The following is a 15,248-nucleotide window of genomic DNA, read 5'->3' as shown; positions in this document are numbered from 1 at the left end:
ACATTTCACAAAAAAACAACAAATTATGAACACAGAATTATTTGGTGTCATCGTTATTTTTATTCTCTCAATAATTTTAGCTATTCCCGTTGGAAAATATATTGCTAAAGTTTTTATAGGAGATAAAACATTCCTTGACCCGATTTTCAATCCAATTGAAAAATTTATTTTCAAAATCAGCGGTATCAATGCTACCGAAGAAATGAACTGGAAACAACACTTAAAAGCACTATTGAGTGTCAATATGGTTTGGTTTTTCCTTTGCTTTTTCATTTTATTGTTTCAAGGATCTTTATTTTTAAATCCTGATAATAATCCATCTATGTCACCCGATTTGGCTTTCAATACAGCCATTTCGTTTGTTGTAAATTGTAATTTACAGCATTACTCAGGCGAAAGCGGTGTTTCTTATTTATCACAAATGTTTTTAATGTTCTTGCAGTTTGTTTCTGCAGGTGTAGGAATGGCCGCCGCCGCCATGGTTTTCAATGCAATGAAAGAAAGAACTACCGATAAATTAGGTAATTTCTATAATTATTTTATCAAAAGTTGTACTCGTATTTTATTGCCGCTTTCTGCAATTGTAGCTATCGCTTTGTTATTCAGCGGAACGCCAATGACTTTTGAAGGAAAAGATACGATTACCACTTTACAAGGAGATTCAGTAGCGGTTTCTCGTGGTCCTGCCGCAGTATTTATTGCCATCAAACATATAGGAACCAACGGTGGTGGATTTTTCGGAACTAATTCTGCGCATCCTTTAGAGAATCCTACTTATTTTACGAATGCGGTTGAATTATGGGCACAATTAATCATTCCGTTTGCAATGATTTTTGCACTGGGTTTTTATTTAAAGAAAAGAAAATTTTCACATGTAGTTTTTGGAGTAATGACTATTGGTTTTTTGCTATTGGTAATCCCAACTGTAATGTCAGAATTGAATGGAAATCCAGCCATCAAAAAAATGGGGATCTCACAAACTACTGGAGCTATGGAAGGCAAGGAAGTCCGTTTTGGACCCGCTATTTCTGGATTTTGGAGTATTGCTACGACCGTAATTTCTACAGGATCGGTCAATAGTATGCACGATAGTTCGATGCCAGTTTCAGGTTCCATGCAATTATTGGCTATGATGGTCAATGCTTTTTATGGCGGTTGCGGTGTTGGTTTCTTGAACTTCTATGTTTTTATTATTCTCGCTGTATTTATTTCGGGTTTAATGGTGGGTAGAACACCGGAATTTTTAGGAAAGAAAATTGAAGCCCGAGAAGTCAAAATAGCTGCTTTTATCGCTATTCTTCATCCTTTATTGATATTGTCAGGAACGGCTTTGGCTTCTTATTTTGCTGCAAATGATACCGCAATTGGCTATTGGTTTAGCGGTAATGCTACAGGCTGGTTAAACAATCTCGGACATCATGGATTTTCGGAAATGCTATACGAATATACATCAAGTGCCGCCAATAATGGTTCTGGTTTTGAAGGTTTGGGAGATAACAATCCGTTTTGGAACATCACTACAGGAATTGTTTTGTTATTGAGTCGTTTCATTCCTATAATCGGGCCATTGGCTATTGCAGGATTATTAGCCAATAAAAAATACATTCCGGAAAGTGCAGGAACTTTAAAAACTGATACGACCATTTTTGGTGTGATGGTTTTTGCTGTAATCGCCATTATTGCAGCTTTATCGTTCTTTCCTGCATTGGCTTTAGGTCCATTGGCGGAATATTTTACCCTAAAATAGATTTAATAATTTAAACCATAAATTAAAATGAATTTAGTATAAAACCATTAAGATATTAAGGCAAGTGAAGTTAAATAAGGTTAATTCACTTAATTCCTTAATGGTTTAAAGAATATTGAAAACTAAATTAATTTTGGAAAAAGACTAAAAAAATGACTAAAAATAAATCCAATTCATTATTCGAAGGGAAGCAGGTAAAAGATGCCTTGGTGCAGTCTTTTGTGAAGCTTAACCCGAAAATAATGTTCAAAAATCCGGTAATGTTTACCGTAGAAATCGGTACAGCGATTATGTTTGCTGTGTGTATTGCCATTTTGTTTGGCTCACAGGATCAAGGTAGTTTTGCTTATAATTTCATCGTGTTTTTAATTTTATTAGCAACGCTTTTGTTTGCCAATTTTGCCGAAGCTATCGCTGAAGCTCGTGGAAAAGCACAAGCCGACAGTTTGAGAAAAACACGGGAAGAAACACCAGCAAGACAGGTTTTAGCTAATGGTGAAATCAAAAATATCAGCTCATCTGAATTGAAAAAAGGTGATGTTTTCATTTGTGAAGCAGGTGATTTAATTGCCACTGACGGTGAAATCATCGAAGGTTTAGCTACAATTGACGAAAGTGCGATTACGGGAGAAAGTGCTCCTGTAATTCGGGAAGCTGGTGGTGATAAATCATCAGTTACCGGAGGGACAAAAGTATTATCGGATAAAATTAAAGTTATCGTGACAAACGAACCAGGGGAGAGTTTTCTGGATAAAATGATTGCTTTGGTAGAAGGAGCAAGCCGTCAGAAAACACCAAACGAAATTGCCTTAACGATTTTGTTGGCAGCCTTTACTTTAATCTTTGTGATTGTTTGTGTGACCTTAAAACCGTTTGCTGATTATGCAAATGCACCAATAACCATTGCGGCTTTCATTTCCCTTTTTGTTTGTTTAATTCCAACAACAATTGGCGGTTTGTTATCTGCAATTGGAATTGCAGGAATGGATCGAGCCTTGCGTGCCAATGTAATTACTAAATCAGGAAAGGCAGTGGAAACTGCCGGAGATATTGATGTATTACTTTTGGATAAAACGGGAACAATAACTATTGGAAATAGAAAAGCAACTCGTTTTTATCCTGCAAAAGGAATCTCGGAAGACGATTTTATCAAATCGGCAGTTTTGAGTTCGCTTGCTGATGATACACCGGAAGGGAAAAGCATCATTGAGCTCAGTAAAATGTTAGATGTAAACGGTAAAATGGAGTCCGACATTTCACAACACACTTCTCACATTTTACACACTATCAAGTTTACTGCTGAAACCAGAACCAGTGGTGTTGTCTTAAAAGACGGAACAGATATTAGAAAAGGCGCGCAGGATGCAGTAAAAAATATTGCAAAACAAGCCGGAAATGTATTTCCGGAGGATACAGCGCAACAGGTAATCGAAATATCCTCTAATGGAGGAACGCCATTGGTTGTAGTTAAAAATAATATCGTTCAGGGTGTTATAGAATTGCAGGATATTATCAAAACAGGAATGAAAGAACGTTTTGACCGATTGCGAAAAATGGGAGTAAAAACCGTGATGGTTACTGGTGATAATCCGTTGACTGCAAAATTCATTGCCGAAAAAGCAGGTGTTGATGATTTTATTGCCGAAGCCAAACCGGAGGATAAAATGAACTACATCAAAAACGAGCAACAAAACGGCAAACTGGTAGCGATGATGGGCGACGGAACGAATGACGCACCCGCTTTGGCGCAAGCCGATGTAGGTGTGGCCATGAACAGCGGAACTCAAGCTGCAAAAGAAGCTGGAAATATGGTCGATTTAGACAATGATCCTACCAAGTTAATTGAAATCATAGAAATTGGGAAACAATTGTTGATGACTAGAGGAACGCTTACTACGTTCTCGATTGCAAATGACGTTGCCAAATATTTTGCCATTGTTCCCGCACTTTTCATCACGGCTATACCAGCGCTCGAAGGATTGAATATTATGCGTTTGCACAGCCCGGAAAGTGCCATTTTATCGGCGGTAATTTTCAACGCGATTATTATTCCAATATTGATACCGCTGGCCTTAAAAGGGGTCGACTATAAACCAATTGGCGCGAGTGCCATTTTAAAAAGAAATCTTTTGATTTATGGTCTTGGTGGATTGATTATACCGTTTATCGGAATCAAATTAATCGATTTGGCTGTAGCATTATTCATGTAGAATCAGGCTTAACCTATTTTTAAAACGGGTTAGGTTTAAAAAAATAAACAAATGAAAAATATATTTTCAATACTCAAATTCACACTATTCATGCTGGTATTGCTAGCTATCATTTATCCCATGGCGATTTTTGGGATAGCGCAATTGGCTCCAAATAAAGGAAAAGGAGAAACGGTTACCGTTAACGGAAAAGTGGTAGGATATCAAAAAATTGGACAGAAATTCGATAAGTCAAATTATTTTTGGGGAAGACCATCAGCGGTGGATTATAATGCTGCCGGAAGTGCCGGAAGTAATAAAGGACCCAGCAATGCAGATTATCTTGCTTTGGTCCAAAAAAGAATTGATACTTTTTTAATCGTTCATCCTTATTTAAAAAAAGAAGAAATTCCATCGGATATGGTTACAGCTTCCGGTAGTGGTTTAGATCCGAATATTTCACCACAAGGAGCGTTGATTCAAGTGAAACGAGTGGCGGAAGCAAGAAAATTATCAGAAGAAAAAGTAAAAGCTTTGGTAGAAAGTAAAATCAATGTGCCAACAGTTATGGGAACTTCAACGGTAAATGTTTTGGAGTTGAATATAGCTTTGGATGAATTGAAATAAAAAAATAAATTATAGAACAAATTTTTTAGCCCCGATAGAAGGGAAAATCCTTTTATTTTTTCCTTAAAAAAAAGAAAAGATTTGGAATGATAGCGGGATTAGCTCTTAATATAAATAATGAGGATGAGATTGCTTCGGTCCTCGCAATGACAAAAACAATGAAAAAAATAATAATTTCCGCTTTATTAGCTTTCGGATTTACAACAATCAATGCTCAAGAAGGTGGGAAAGAGAAAAGTCCTTTCACGTTTTCGAGTTATATAGAAACGTATTACAGTTATGATTTTGGCGAACCCGACAATCACGTCAGACCCGGATTTTTTTACAGTCATAACAAACATAATGAGGTCAATTTGAATTTAGGATTGGCAAAAGTGAATTATTCGCAAGACAATGTTCGCGGAAATTTTGCTTTGATGGCTGGTACGTATCCCGAATATAATTTGGCCGCAGAACAGGGCTTATTGAAAAATGTATATGAAGCCAATGTGGGAGTGAAAATTGCTAAAAATCAAAATTTATGGATTGATGCAGGAATCATGCCTTCACATATTGGTTTTGAAAGCGCCATTGGTAAAGATTGCATGACGCTGACCAGAAGTATTTTGGCTGACAATTCTCCGTATTATGAAGCAGGAGTTAAAATTGGCTATACTTCGAAATCAGAAAAATGGTATTTGGCTGCGATGTATTTGAACGGTTGGCAACGCATTCAGAAAATCGAAGGCAATCAAACGCCGGCTTTTGGGACACAAGTAAGTTATAAACTCAATTCAAAAACAACGTTGAACTGGAGTACCTATGTTGGAAATGAGCAACCGAACAATGACAGAAAATGGCGTTATTTCAATAATTTTTACGCATTGTTTAAAGTGTCTGAAAAAGCAAGTGTTGTGTCTGGTTTTGATATTGGTTCGCAACAATCAGCCCATAAAAGTGACAAATATGATGTATGGTTTTCACCAATTTTGATTTTGCAATACAAACCAACCGCTAAAATTCAATTGGCAGCAAGAGGCGAATATTACCAAGACGAAAAAGAGGTAATCATTGCCACGGGAACGCCAAACGGATTTAAGACTTATGGTTTTTCGGCTAATTTTGATTATTTGGTTACTGAAAATGTAATGTTTAGAGTAGAAGCCAGAAATTTGAATAGTAAGGATGCGGTATTTTTGAAAGATAATTTGCCTAGTAATGAAAATTTATTTTTAACGACTTCATTAGCGATTTCGTTTTAAAAAAAGGAAGATGTAAAATGTGAGAAGTGAAATGTAAAGGAGAGATGCGGTCAATCACAAACATTTCACATTTTGCTTCTTACTTTTCATTCTATCAGACAATGGAACAAGAAAAAGAACATAACGTTAAGCACTTTCTGGATTTAATCCGAAAATCACGTAAAGGAAAGTTTAAAGTCTACATTGGGATGAGTGCCGGTGTGGGCAAAACGTTTCGAATGTTACAGGAAACACATACGTTATTGAAAAAAGGTATTGACGTAAAAATTGGGTATATCGAAACGCATTTTCGCAAAGAAACCCATGAATTGTTAGAAGGGTTGCCTGTAATTCCAAGAAGGACACTTTTCTATAAAGGCAAACAACTCGAGGAAATGGACGTGCAAGCCATTATCAATTTACGTCCTGAAGTGGTTATTGTTGATGAATTGGCGCATACAAATATTGAGGGGAGTAAAAACGAGAAACGCTGGCAGGATGTTTTGGAGATTTTGGAAGCGGGAATTAATGTAATTTCGGCAGTGAATATTCAGCATATTGAAAGTCTGAACGAAGATGTAAAACGCATTACCAATATAGATGTCCAGGAGCGAATTCCGGATAATGTACTGCGGCTGGCGGATGAGGTGGTGAATATTGATTTAACATCAGAGGATTTGATTGCGCGATTGAAAGAAGGGAAAATTTACACTGCGGATAAGATACAGATGGCTTTGAATAATTTCTTCAAATCAGATCAGATTTTGCAATTGCGAGAATTAGCTTTGAAAGAAGTTGCGGGTCAAGTGCTTAGAAAAGTAGAGAATGAAGTTTTAAACAATAGTGCTTTTAGACATGAAAAACTGCTGGCTTGCATCAGCAGTAATGATAAAACGGCTAAAATTGTAATCAGAAAAGCAGCTCGTTTGGCTAGTTATTACAATTGTAATTGGTCTGTTTTGTATGTGGAAACACCAAAAGAAAGCAGTGATAAAATTGCATTGGACAAGCAGCGTCATTTGATAAACAATTTCAAATTAGCCACACAACTTGGAGCAGAAGTGATTAAAGTTCAAAATCCTAATATTACAAATGCAATGCTGAAAATTGTGGAGCAAAAAAACATTACAACGGTTTGCATAGGAAAACCACACTTCAATTTATTTAAAGTAATTTTGTCTACAACAATTTTCAGACGCTTATTGAATAGTCTTTCGTTATCAAAAGTTGATTTAGTGATTTTGTCATAAAAGAATGTAGCCGCAAGTTCACAAATTTATAGCCGTAAATAGTAGTGATAAATAAAAAACGAATTAAATAAAAGAGGATGGGATTACTTCATTTCTCGCAATGACACTATGAAAATTAAAACTAAATTAAACCTGGGTGTTGGGCTGCTTTTTCTAATGATAATTATTTTGTCAATAATAGCTTCGTTTTATATTTTTTCGATAAAGAAAGATACCGAAAACATTCTGAAAGCGAATTATAATACCTTAGAATATTCTCGGAACATGCTTCTTTCATTAGATGAAATTAATGTCGATAAAGGAAAGGCAATTGCTGTTTTTGAAACTAATCTGAAGAATCAAATTGCCAATATCACAGAAATCGGGGAAGATAAAGTGACGTATAATTTGCAAAAAAGTTTTGATTTTTTAGAAAAAAACAGAACAGATGAAAACATAAAAAGTCAAATACGTCAGGACATTTTCGAAATCATGAAATTGAATATGATTGCGATAAAAGAGAAAAGTGATATTGCTAAACATACTGCAGAAACCGCTAATTTGTGGATAGCCGTTATTGGAACACTTTGTTTTTTGATTGCGTTCAATTTATTAGTGAATTTGCCTAATAATATTGCCAATCCAATAAAAGAGCTTACAGCAAGTATTAAGGAAATTGCCAATAAAAACTATTCGCAACGCGTACATTTTATGAATCATAATGAGTATGGCGATTTGGCCAAATCCTTCAATACGATGGCACAAAAACTGGAGGAATACAGTAATAGCAACCTACATAAACTATCTTTTGAAAAGAAACGATTGGAAACACTGATTAATAATATGCATGACCCGATTATAGGATTGGATAATGATGGTCTTGTATTATTTGCGAATGACGAAGCCTTGAAAATTATGGGATTGAAATCAGAAGATGTGATTGGTAAACTAGCTCCTTCTTTGGCTTTGACAAATGATTTGATGCGCTCATTAATTATAAAAGAATTAGAAAGTGATATTAAAAATCCAAGACAAAAATCGCTTCCCATGAAAATTTTTGCGGATGGAAAAGAAAGTTATTTCGAGAAAGAAACTGTAACAATTACCATACAATCAACAGGTGAAGACCAAACTACCACTATTGGTGATGTGATTATTTTGAGAAACATTACCGTTTTTAAAGAATTGGATTTTGCCAAAACAAATTTTATTGCGACGGTCTCACATGAATTAAAAACACCAATTGCATCCATAAAATTAAGTTTACAATTATTAGAAAAACCAGAAATAGGAAAAATAAACGAAGAGCAAGAACAGTTAATCGAGAGCATAAAAGAGGACAGCAAAAGACTTTTAAAAATTACAGGTGAATTATTGGATATGGCGCAATTAGAAACAGGAAATATCCATTTAAGTATAGAGAAAAGTAACCCGTATCAAATGGTAAAATATGCTATAGATGCTGTAAAAGTTCGAGCTGATCAAAAGGAAATTGAACTAATTATTGATGGAGAAGATGAATTGCCAGATGTAAAAGCTGACAGTGAAAAAACGGGCTGGGTATTAATTAACTTTCTAACTAATGCTATAACTTACTCTTCAAATCAAAGTAAAATAATTGTCAAACTCAAAAGAGAAAACAGCCAAGTAGTGTTTCAAGTTGTAGATAGTGGAAAAGGAATTGATAAAAGGTATAAAGACAAAGTTTTTGATAAGTATTTTCAAATTCCAGGAAGCAATAAATCTGGAACGGGCTTAGGTTTAGCAATAAGTAAAGAATTTATTGAAGCACAAAGTGGAACTATTGGAGTTGAATGTGAATTGGGACTGGGAAGTACTTTTTACTTTAAATTGACTGCGGTTTAAAATTTTTGAAATAGATTTATTTAAAAAAAATGTTGAAGATTTAAAATTGAACAATCCAAAAATCAAATAGTCTAACAATCTGCCAAATTCCCGATGATTGAAAAATGACTTTGAAAATTAAAATGTTTAATGTTTAGTGATTTTTTATCTCAATTTATAAAATTCCTCACTCATTTTCCCCACTTGAGCCATTTGCAGTCGGTATTTTCGAAATATAATTTCAATAAAAAACCCTAACATATTGATGTTAGGGTTTTTGCTTTGGTAGCGAGACCGAGATTTGAACTCGGGACCTCAGGGTTATGAATCCTGCGCTCTAACCGACTGAGCTATCTCGCCATGATTCCGGGTGCATAACCATCCCTGAATGCGGGTGCAAATATAAAAATAAAATTAATGCTTGCAAGCATATTTTTAATAAAAAAAAATATTTTTAAAAACGCTTTTTTTTCGGAGTTATATTCTATATATTTCGAAAAAAATAAATGTAGCTCATGGATCAAAAAGTACGTTACGAAATCGAGTTTCCCATAAATTCTTCGCCTCAATTATTGTATCAATATATATCGACTCCGTCAGGTTTATCTGAATGGTTTGCTGATAATGTGAATTCTCGTGGTGAATTTTTTACCTTCATTTGGAATGATTCCCAAGAGAAAGCTAGACTTGCTTCAAAGAAAACAGGTGAAAAAGTAAAATTCAAATGGGTTGATGAGAATAGTAAAGACACGGAATACTTTTTTGAGTTGCATATTTTAGTGGATGAACTTACCAAAGATGTTTCTTTGATGGTTGTCGATTTTGCAGAGAAAGATGAGGTTGACGAGGCTACATTATTGTGGGAAAATCAAATCTCAGACCTTAAACATCTAATAGGTTCCGTATAGTAAAATAGTATTTTATAACTTATATTTGCCCTGAATAAAATTTAGGGCTTTTTTATGATTAATTTTAATGGAACTATTGTATCTGAGGATGCTAATATATTGACACAAAACCGAGCTTTTTTATATGGCGATGCCGTTTTTGAAACGGTTAAAATAATAAACAATAAAATCCTTTTTCTCGAGGATCATTATTTTAGGTTAATGTCTTCAATGCGTGTTGTTAGGATGGAAATCCCGATGAATTTTACCATGGAATACCTTGAAGAGCAAATACTTTCTTTAGTCGCAAAAAATCAAGCGCTAAATTCTTCTCGTGCTCGAATTACCGTTTATAGAAATGACGGTGGATATTATTTGCCGCAAAATAATTCAGTATCTTTTATTATTCATTCAATAGCGCTTGAAAATACGTTATATTCAATTGAAAAAAAGCAATATGAAGTTGATTTATACAAGGATTTTTACATCACAAAACAATTGCTTTCGTCTATTAAAACGACCAATAAAATTATAAACATAACAGGAAGCATTTTTGCAAATGAAAATGGTCTAGATAATTGTTTGCTGTTGAACGATAGTAAAAATGTTGTAGAAGCTTTACAGGGTAATATATTCATGCTATTGGGTAGCAAATTAGTTACACCTCCGGTTTCTGAAGGATGCTTAAATGGTGTTATGAGAAAACAAATTCTAAGTTTGGCTAAAAAACTAGGAAATTTAGAAGTTGTAGAGGAAGTAATCTCACCATTTGACCTTCAAAAAGCAGATGAATTATTTATTACAAATGTCATAAAAGGAATTCAACCGATAACACAATACCGAAAAAAAGCATTCAGTACGAATCTATCTGTTGAATTGTTAGCGAAACTTAATGAAATGATCAGTACAATTTAATTTAAGTATGGATTTTCAGGGGCATTGGACCAGATAATATATTCTCCTCCCAATTCCATGATTTGCTCTTTCCAGAAATGAGTAGCTGATTTTCCAATTATTTTATTCTCGTAGCTATTCGCGGTAATAATCCAGGAATGACTTTCCATTTCATTTTCTAGTTGGTTTTCATTCCAACCTGTATAACCTAGAAAGAATCGGATGTTATCGTTGTTAATGGCTCCTTTGTTGATTAATTCCTTTGTCGATTCAAAATCACCTCCCCAGTATATTCCATTAGAGATTTCGATGCTATTGGGAATCAATTCTGGAATGTTATGTATAAAATAGAGGTTGTCTTGTTCTACCGGACCGCCGTTATAAATCTTAAATCGCGCGTCTATATCCGGAATTAAATCATGTATAGTATATTTCAAGGGTTTGTTAATTATAAAACCAACTGATCCTTCTTCGTTGTAATCAGCTAATAAAATCACCGATCTGTTGAATGATAGATCCCCAATTATCGTAGGCTCTGCTATAAGCAAATATCCTTTCTTTAGTTTATCTGTAATCATCGGAATGTGTTTTTTTTATTAAATTTAAGTTTTTTATTATAATAATGCAAAATAAAATCGTTGAAACGCATAAAAAAACCTTCCAGATGGAAGGTTTTGATTATATTGGGGGAACTAAAATTAGTTTACCGCACCTTCTAATTCTGCACCTGCTTTAAATTTCACTACATTTTTAGCAGCGATTTGAATAGTTTTTCCTGTTTGAGGATTTCTACCGTCTCTTGCAGCTCTAGCAGAAACAGACCATGATCCGAAACCTACTAAAGATACTCTTCCACCTTTTTTCAAAGTTCCGCCTACATTACCTAAAAACGACTCTAAAGCCAATTTTGCTGCAGCTTTAGTAATTCCTGCATCAGCAGCGATAGCATCGATTAATTCTGATTTGTTCATAATAATTAGTTATTAATTGTTGGTTAAAAAAATTGTTAATACACAAATTTAGTAGGAAATACGTTCCTTGCAAGTGTTTTGCTTGATTTTAGTTTATTTTGTTAATAACTTATTTCTTTTGTTAATAATTAGAAAGTTATTTCTTACTAAAACCAATAAAACACCCGTTTTTATTGATGTTAATGAGCCTTTGCTTCAGCTGAAAATGCAATTCCATTAAGTAATTCTGCTGTATTCATCTTCTTTTTGCCAGGAAACTGCAAACTTAGGACTTGAATAAATCCATTTTCTACCGCAATCTTCATTTCTTTTTTGGTACAAATCAAACTTCCAATGCTGTAATTATGATCTTCTAAAACAATTTTAGCTTCGTATATTTTTACATTCCATTCTTCATTTTTGTCCTGAATGAAACACCAAGCTGCTGGATATGGACTCAAACCTCGAATTAGATTGTTGATTTCTAAAGCTGGTTTTGTCCAGTCAATTTTGCAATTCTCTTTATTAAGTTTGTAAGCCGTTTTAATATCGGCAGTGTCTTTTTGAATAATTGTGGATACATTGCCTTTTTCAATCATCTCCAAAGTATCAATAACAGTCTTGCTTCCAAGATCCATTAATCGGTCATGCAATTGACCTGCATTTTCGGTTTCATTGATAGGTGTTTCGGCACTTAAAATCATTGCACCGGTATCAATTTTGTCATCAATAAAAAAAGTAGTCACACCCGTTTTTGTCTCTCCATTTATTATTGCCCAGTTTATAGGCGCTGCTCCGCGATAATTCGGCAGGAGCGAGGCATGAAGATTGAAAGTGCCTAACGCTGGCATTTCCCAAACTACTTTTGGTAACATTCTAAAGGCAACTACGATTTGTAAATTAGCATTCAACGATTTCAATTCCGATAAAAAAGTTTCGTCTTTAAGATTTACAGGCTGTAATAAAATAAGATTATTAGCCAGCGCATATTCTTTTACTGCTGAATATTTTAATTTTTGTCCACGACCGGCAGGTTTATCTGCGGCAGTAATGACACCCACAACTTCGTAGTTGTTTTTGAGTATGGTATCTAATATTCCCACTGCAAATTCGGGCGTTCCCATAAAAACAATTCGTAATTTTTCCATTATGATTTTAAAGTATATTTATTATTTGGTTTAACCAAAATTGTGTTGTTTTCTAATAAATTCTGAAGTGCAAAGATAACTTCGTCAGGGTTATTTTTAGTTCTGTTTTGTATGTCTCTCGAATTTAAATCTTCAGACTGTAATAAAGCTATGATTGCTGCAGAAAGTGACGTGTTGTCTTTTTTCTTGTTTTTCTTGGTAATACAAAAGGAACAAATTCCACAATCAACATCCTTTTTTTCTCCAAAATAATTCAAGATAAGCTTGTTCTTGCAAACCTTTTTTTCGGTAATATAATTCAGAACGGATTGAAGTTGTTCTTTCTTTAGTTGATTTTGATTTTCTAAATATTTTGAAACCCTACTGATAGTTCTTTCATCTTCCCGAACTTCATTAAAAATTAATGTGGAATCATTATTTTTCGAATGGTACTCAATAATTTCTTTTCCTTTTAATTTATGTAAGACCGCTTGTATTTCAGCTTCCTTGTGATTTGATTTTTTGGCAATCAATTGTAAGTTGAAAGCGGTTTGCATTTCATAAATCCCGGGATAGGTTCGCAATATTGCTAAAATAATTTCTTCGTCATTCGGATTCAAACTCATATAACGAATCACTTCTTTGGAAGGAATAAGAAATTGTAATGTAATTTTTTTAGAAAACTCTTGAGACAAATTGATAATTCCTTGTCTGTCCAGAAATTGCATTGCATTGTATGTTTTCAATGTGGGGAATTCATATTTTAAACAAAAATGATTCAAATTGAATGTAAACTGCTCGTTGATTCCTTCTCCGTAAGCTATCTGAAAATAATTGCAGAGTTTGACATACATGAGATTCAAGAACTTTTTATCTGGAAGAATATTTATAAATTGATTTTCAGCCTGAATTATATCCGAAGAGCTTGTTAGCAAAACAGCATAGGCTTTTTCGCCATTTCTTCCTGCGCGACCTGCTTCTTGGTAATAATTTTCTAAATTTTCGGGTAATTGAATGTGGATTACGGTTTTTACATTGGCTTTGTCAATTCCCATCCCAAAGGCGTTGGTGGCCACAATAACCTGAACGTCTTCATTCATCCATGATTGCATGTTTTTATCTTTTTCTTTGGACGAAAGTCCGCCGTGATAATACGTTGCTTTAAATCCTAACGAATTCAGTTGTGCCGAAATGTCCAGACAGGATTTTCTGTTTCGAACATAAATGATAGATGATTCTGGATTTTTCTTCAGGATTTGTTCTATTCTGAAAAGTTTGTCTTCTACTTCAAAAACCATGTAGGCAATATTTTCTCTTGCAAATGATTTCTCAAAAACGTGTACATCATGCAATCCCAGTTCAGTGATGATGTCTTCTTTGACTTTTGGAGTTGCAGTAGCCGTTAATGCAAGGAAAGGTACTTTTGGGAAATGTTTTTTTAATGCCGAAATCTTCAAATAAGCAGGTCGGAAATCGTGTCCCCATTGTGATACGCAATGCGCTTCATCAATGGTAATTAAGTTTATGGGAAGGCTTTTTATTCGGTCCAAAATCCAATCGGATTGTAAGCGTTCCGGGGATAAATAGAGGAATTTATAATTGCCGAATTGGCAATTGTCCAGCAAATCAATCATTTCTTCGGATCTGATGCCACCAGTTAATGCAATGGCTTTGATGTTTCGCTTTTGCAAATTAGCAACTTGATCTTTCATCAGTGCGACCAATGGCGAAATTACCAGACAAATTCCCTCGTTCATCATTGCCGGAATCTGGAAACATATAGATTTCCCTCCTCCGGTTGGCATCAATGCAAAGGTGTCTTGACCACTTAAAACGGAATCAATAATTTCCTTTTGCAGCGACCTGAATTTGTCGTGTTTCCAATATTTTTGAAGAATAGCTAACGCTTCTTGCATAGATTACAGATTTCAATTCGTAGAAAAAATCCCAAATTGTAACTTCTAAACTCGAAAATTATTTAGAAATTTCATCTAAGATAAAAAGAATTCTGTTATCCAGAGTATCTTTAGGAACTTCTATGAGTTCGTAACCGTAACTTTGATACGTTTCAGTAAGGTGATTATAGATAAGTTTAGCTTGTTCGAAGTTTTCATAACGTTCGTGATCGCTAATATAAATTTCTTCCCAAGGCGGAAGAATGAAGATTTTTGAGTACGTATGTTCGCGACAAGCGATGTCAAAAGACGCAGGATAGCTATCGCCAATATAATGCATGTAAGCCAAAACATCTGGAATTCCTCGGTCAATAAAAACGATTTCATGTGGCTCTTTGGAAGCATTATGAAACTGTTTTTTTCTTCCTTCAAGGAGTAATTCACTGAATAAGATTGGTTTTTCAAGGAATAACTGCTCAATTCCTTGTTTTTTTGCTTCCAAAGTTACTTCCCGTGAAATTTCGGGATAACAACAATGTCCTTTGGCTATCAATCCATCGATGATAGTTGTTTTACCTGTTCCTGGACCGCCAATGATAACTATGATTTCTTTCTGCACCTTTAAAAAATAAGGGGCA

13 protein-coding genes and 1 tRNA gene are annotated in these 15,248 nt (G+C 34.5%); 8 read left to right on the top strand and 6 right to left on the bottom strand.

The features are described from left to right. Positions 1–25: 25 nt before the first annotated feature. From kdpA to QLS65_RS15105, 6 genes are all read left to right on the top strand, one after another. Positions 26–1,747, top strand: a complete 1,722-nt coding sequence (gene kdpA / locus QLS65_RS15130) for a potassium-transporting ATPase subunit KdpA (RefSeq protein WP_282718559.1) — start codon at positions 26–28, stop codon at positions 1,745–1,747. Between the two features lie 152 nt (positions 1,748–1,899). Further along, positions 1,900–3,957 (top strand): potassium-transporting ATPase subunit KdpB, encoded by a 2,058-nt coding sequence (gene kdpB, locus QLS65_RS15125; protein ID WP_282718558.1) that lies wholly within the window; start codon positions 1,900–1,902, stop codon positions 3,955–3,957. A 51-nt stretch (positions 3,958–4,008) separates the two neighbouring features. After that, the gene (locus QLS65_RS15120) at positions 4,009–4,563 is read left to right on the top strand and encodes a K(+)-transporting ATPase subunit C (RefSeq protein ID WP_282718557.1); all 555 of its coding nucleotides are present in this window, start codon (positions 4,009–4,011) and stop codon (positions 4,561–4,563) included. A 158-nt stretch (positions 4,564–4,721) separates the two neighbouring features. Then, positions 4,722–5,804, top strand: a complete 1,083-nt coding sequence (locus QLS65_RS15115; protein WP_282718556.1) for a porin — start codon at positions 4,722–4,724, stop codon at positions 5,802–5,804. A gap of 101 nt (positions 5,805–5,905) precedes the next feature. Further along, the gene (locus QLS65_RS15110; protein WP_282718555.1) at positions 5,906–7,033 is read left to right on the top strand and encodes a sensor protein KdpD; all 1,128 of its coding nucleotides are present in this window, start codon (positions 5,906–5,908) and stop codon (positions 7,031–7,033) included. A gap of 108 nt (positions 7,034–7,141) precedes the next feature. Continuing rightward, the gene (locus QLS65_RS15105; RefSeq protein WP_282718554.1) at positions 7,142–8,878 is read left to right on the top strand and encodes an ATP-binding protein; all 1,737 of its coding nucleotides are present in this window, start codon (positions 7,142–7,144) and stop codon (positions 8,876–8,878) included. 262 nt (positions 8,879–9,140) lie between these two features. On the opposite strand, the gene QLS65_RS15100 is transcribed toward QLS65_RS15105, so the two are convergent. Continuing rightward, positions 9,141–9,217: transfer RNA gene (locus QLS65_RS15100), tRNA-Met, on the bottom strand. 155 nt (positions 9,218–9,372) lie between these two features. On the opposite strand from QLS65_RS15100, the gene QLS65_RS15095 reads away from it, so the two are divergent. Continuing rightward, the gene (locus QLS65_RS15095) at positions 9,373–9,765 is read left to right on the top strand and encodes an START-like domain-containing protein (RefSeq protein ID WP_099716121.1); all 393 of its coding nucleotides are present in this window, start codon (positions 9,373–9,375) and stop codon (positions 9,763–9,765) included. A gap of 54 nt (positions 9,766–9,819) precedes the next feature. Then, on the top strand, positions 9,820–10,659 hold the full coding sequence (locus QLS65_RS15090) for an aminotransferase class IV (protein WP_282718553.1): 840 nt from the start codon (positions 9,820–9,822) through the stop codon (positions 10,657–10,659). Here the strand turns inward: QLS65_RS15090 and QLS65_RS15085 are convergent. The 5 genes from QLS65_RS15085 to QLS65_RS15065 form a co-directional block, all read right to left on the bottom strand. Next, entirely contained in the window at positions 10,656–11,216 is a 561-nt protein-coding gene (locus QLS65_RS15085) for a YqgE/AlgH family protein (RefSeq protein WP_121341195.1), read from the bottom strand. The two genes, QLS65_RS15090 and QLS65_RS15085, sit on opposite strands and share 4 nt — an antisense overlap. A 120-nt stretch (positions 11,217–11,336) precedes the next feature. Continuing rightward, entirely contained in the window at positions 11,337–11,609 is a 273-nt protein-coding gene (locus QLS65_RS15080; RefSeq protein ID WP_073017033.1) for an HU family DNA-binding protein, read from the bottom strand. Between the two features lie 179 nt (positions 11,610–11,788). Beyond that, positions 11,789–12,736: a methionyl-tRNA formyltransferase gene (gene fmt, locus QLS65_RS15075; RefSeq protein ID WP_099716118.1), complete on the bottom strand. Its 948-nt coding sequence runs from the start codon at positions 12,734–12,736 to the stop codon at positions 11,789–11,791. Beyond that, positions 12,736–14,631 carry a RecQ family ATP-dependent DNA helicase gene (locus QLS65_RS15070; protein WP_282718552.1) on the bottom strand — a complete coding sequence of 632 codons (1,896 nt, stop codon included), beginning with the start codon at positions 14,629–14,631 and terminating at the stop codon, positions 12,736–12,738. Before QLS65_RS15070 ends, fmt begins: the two co-directional genes overlap by 1 nt. 58 nt (positions 14,632–14,689) lie before the next feature. Then, the gene (locus QLS65_RS15065; protein WP_282718551.1) at positions 14,690–15,229 is read right to left on the bottom strand and encodes an AAA family ATPase; all 540 of its coding nucleotides are present in this window, start codon (positions 15,227–15,229) and stop codon (positions 14,690–14,692) included. Between the last annotated feature and the right edge of the window lie 19 nt (positions 15,230–15,248).

The organism is Flavobacterium algoritolerans (genome assembly GCF_030010385.1).
Classification (GTDB): Bacteria; Bacteroidota; Bacteroidia; order Flavobacteriales; family Flavobacteriaceae; genus Flavobacterium; species Flavobacterium algoritolerans.
The sequence above is the reverse complement of the archived record's forward strand: the minus strand, read 5'-3'. Positions and strand labels throughout refer to the sequence as shown.

Bases quoted from the DNA above. Each gene is read 5' to 3' on its own strand.
- kdpA (WP_282718559.1), top strand. From the start codon at position 26: ATGAACACAGAATTATTTGGTGTCATCGTTATTTTTATTCTCTCAATA.
- kdpB (WP_282718558.1), top strand. From the start codon at position 1,900: ATGACTAAAAATAAATCCAATTCATTATTCGAAGGGAAGCAGGTAAAA.
- QLS65_RS15120 (WP_282718557.1), top strand. From the start codon at position 4,009: ATGAAAAATATATTTTCAATACTCAAATTCACACTATTCATGCTGGTA.
- QLS65_RS15115 (WP_282718556.1), top strand. From the start codon at position 4,722: ATGAAAAAAATAATAATTTCCGCTTTATTAGCTTTCGGATTTACAACA.
- QLS65_RS15110 (WP_282718555.1), top strand. From the start codon at position 5,906: ATGGAACAAGAAAAAGAACATAACGTTAAGCACTTTCTGGATTTAATC.
- QLS65_RS15105 (WP_282718554.1), top strand. From the start codon at position 7,142: ATGAAAATTAAAACTAAATTAAACCTGGGTGTTGGGCTGCTTTTTCTA.
- QLS65_RS15095 (WP_099716121.1), top strand. From the start codon at position 9,373: ATGGATCAAAAAGTACGTTACGAAATCGAGTTTCCCATAAATTCTTCG.
- QLS65_RS15090 (WP_282718553.1), top strand. From the start codon at position 9,820: ATGATTAATTTTAATGGAACTATTGTATCTGAGGATGCTAATATATTG.
- QLS65_RS15085 (WP_121341195.1), bottom strand. From the start codon at position 11,216: ATGATTACAGATAAACTAAAGAAAGGATATTTGCTTATAGCAGAGCCT.
- QLS65_RS15080 (WP_073017033.1), bottom strand. From the start codon at position 11,609: ATGAACAAATCAGAATTAATCGATGCTATCGCTGCTGATGCAGGAATT.
- fmt (WP_099716118.1), bottom strand. From the start codon at position 12,736: ATGGAAAAATTACGAATTGTTTTTATGGGAACGCCCGAATTTGCAGTG.
- QLS65_RS15070 (WP_282718552.1), bottom strand. From the start codon at position 14,631: ATGCAAGAAGCGTTAGCTATTCTTCAAAAATATTGGAAACACGACAAA.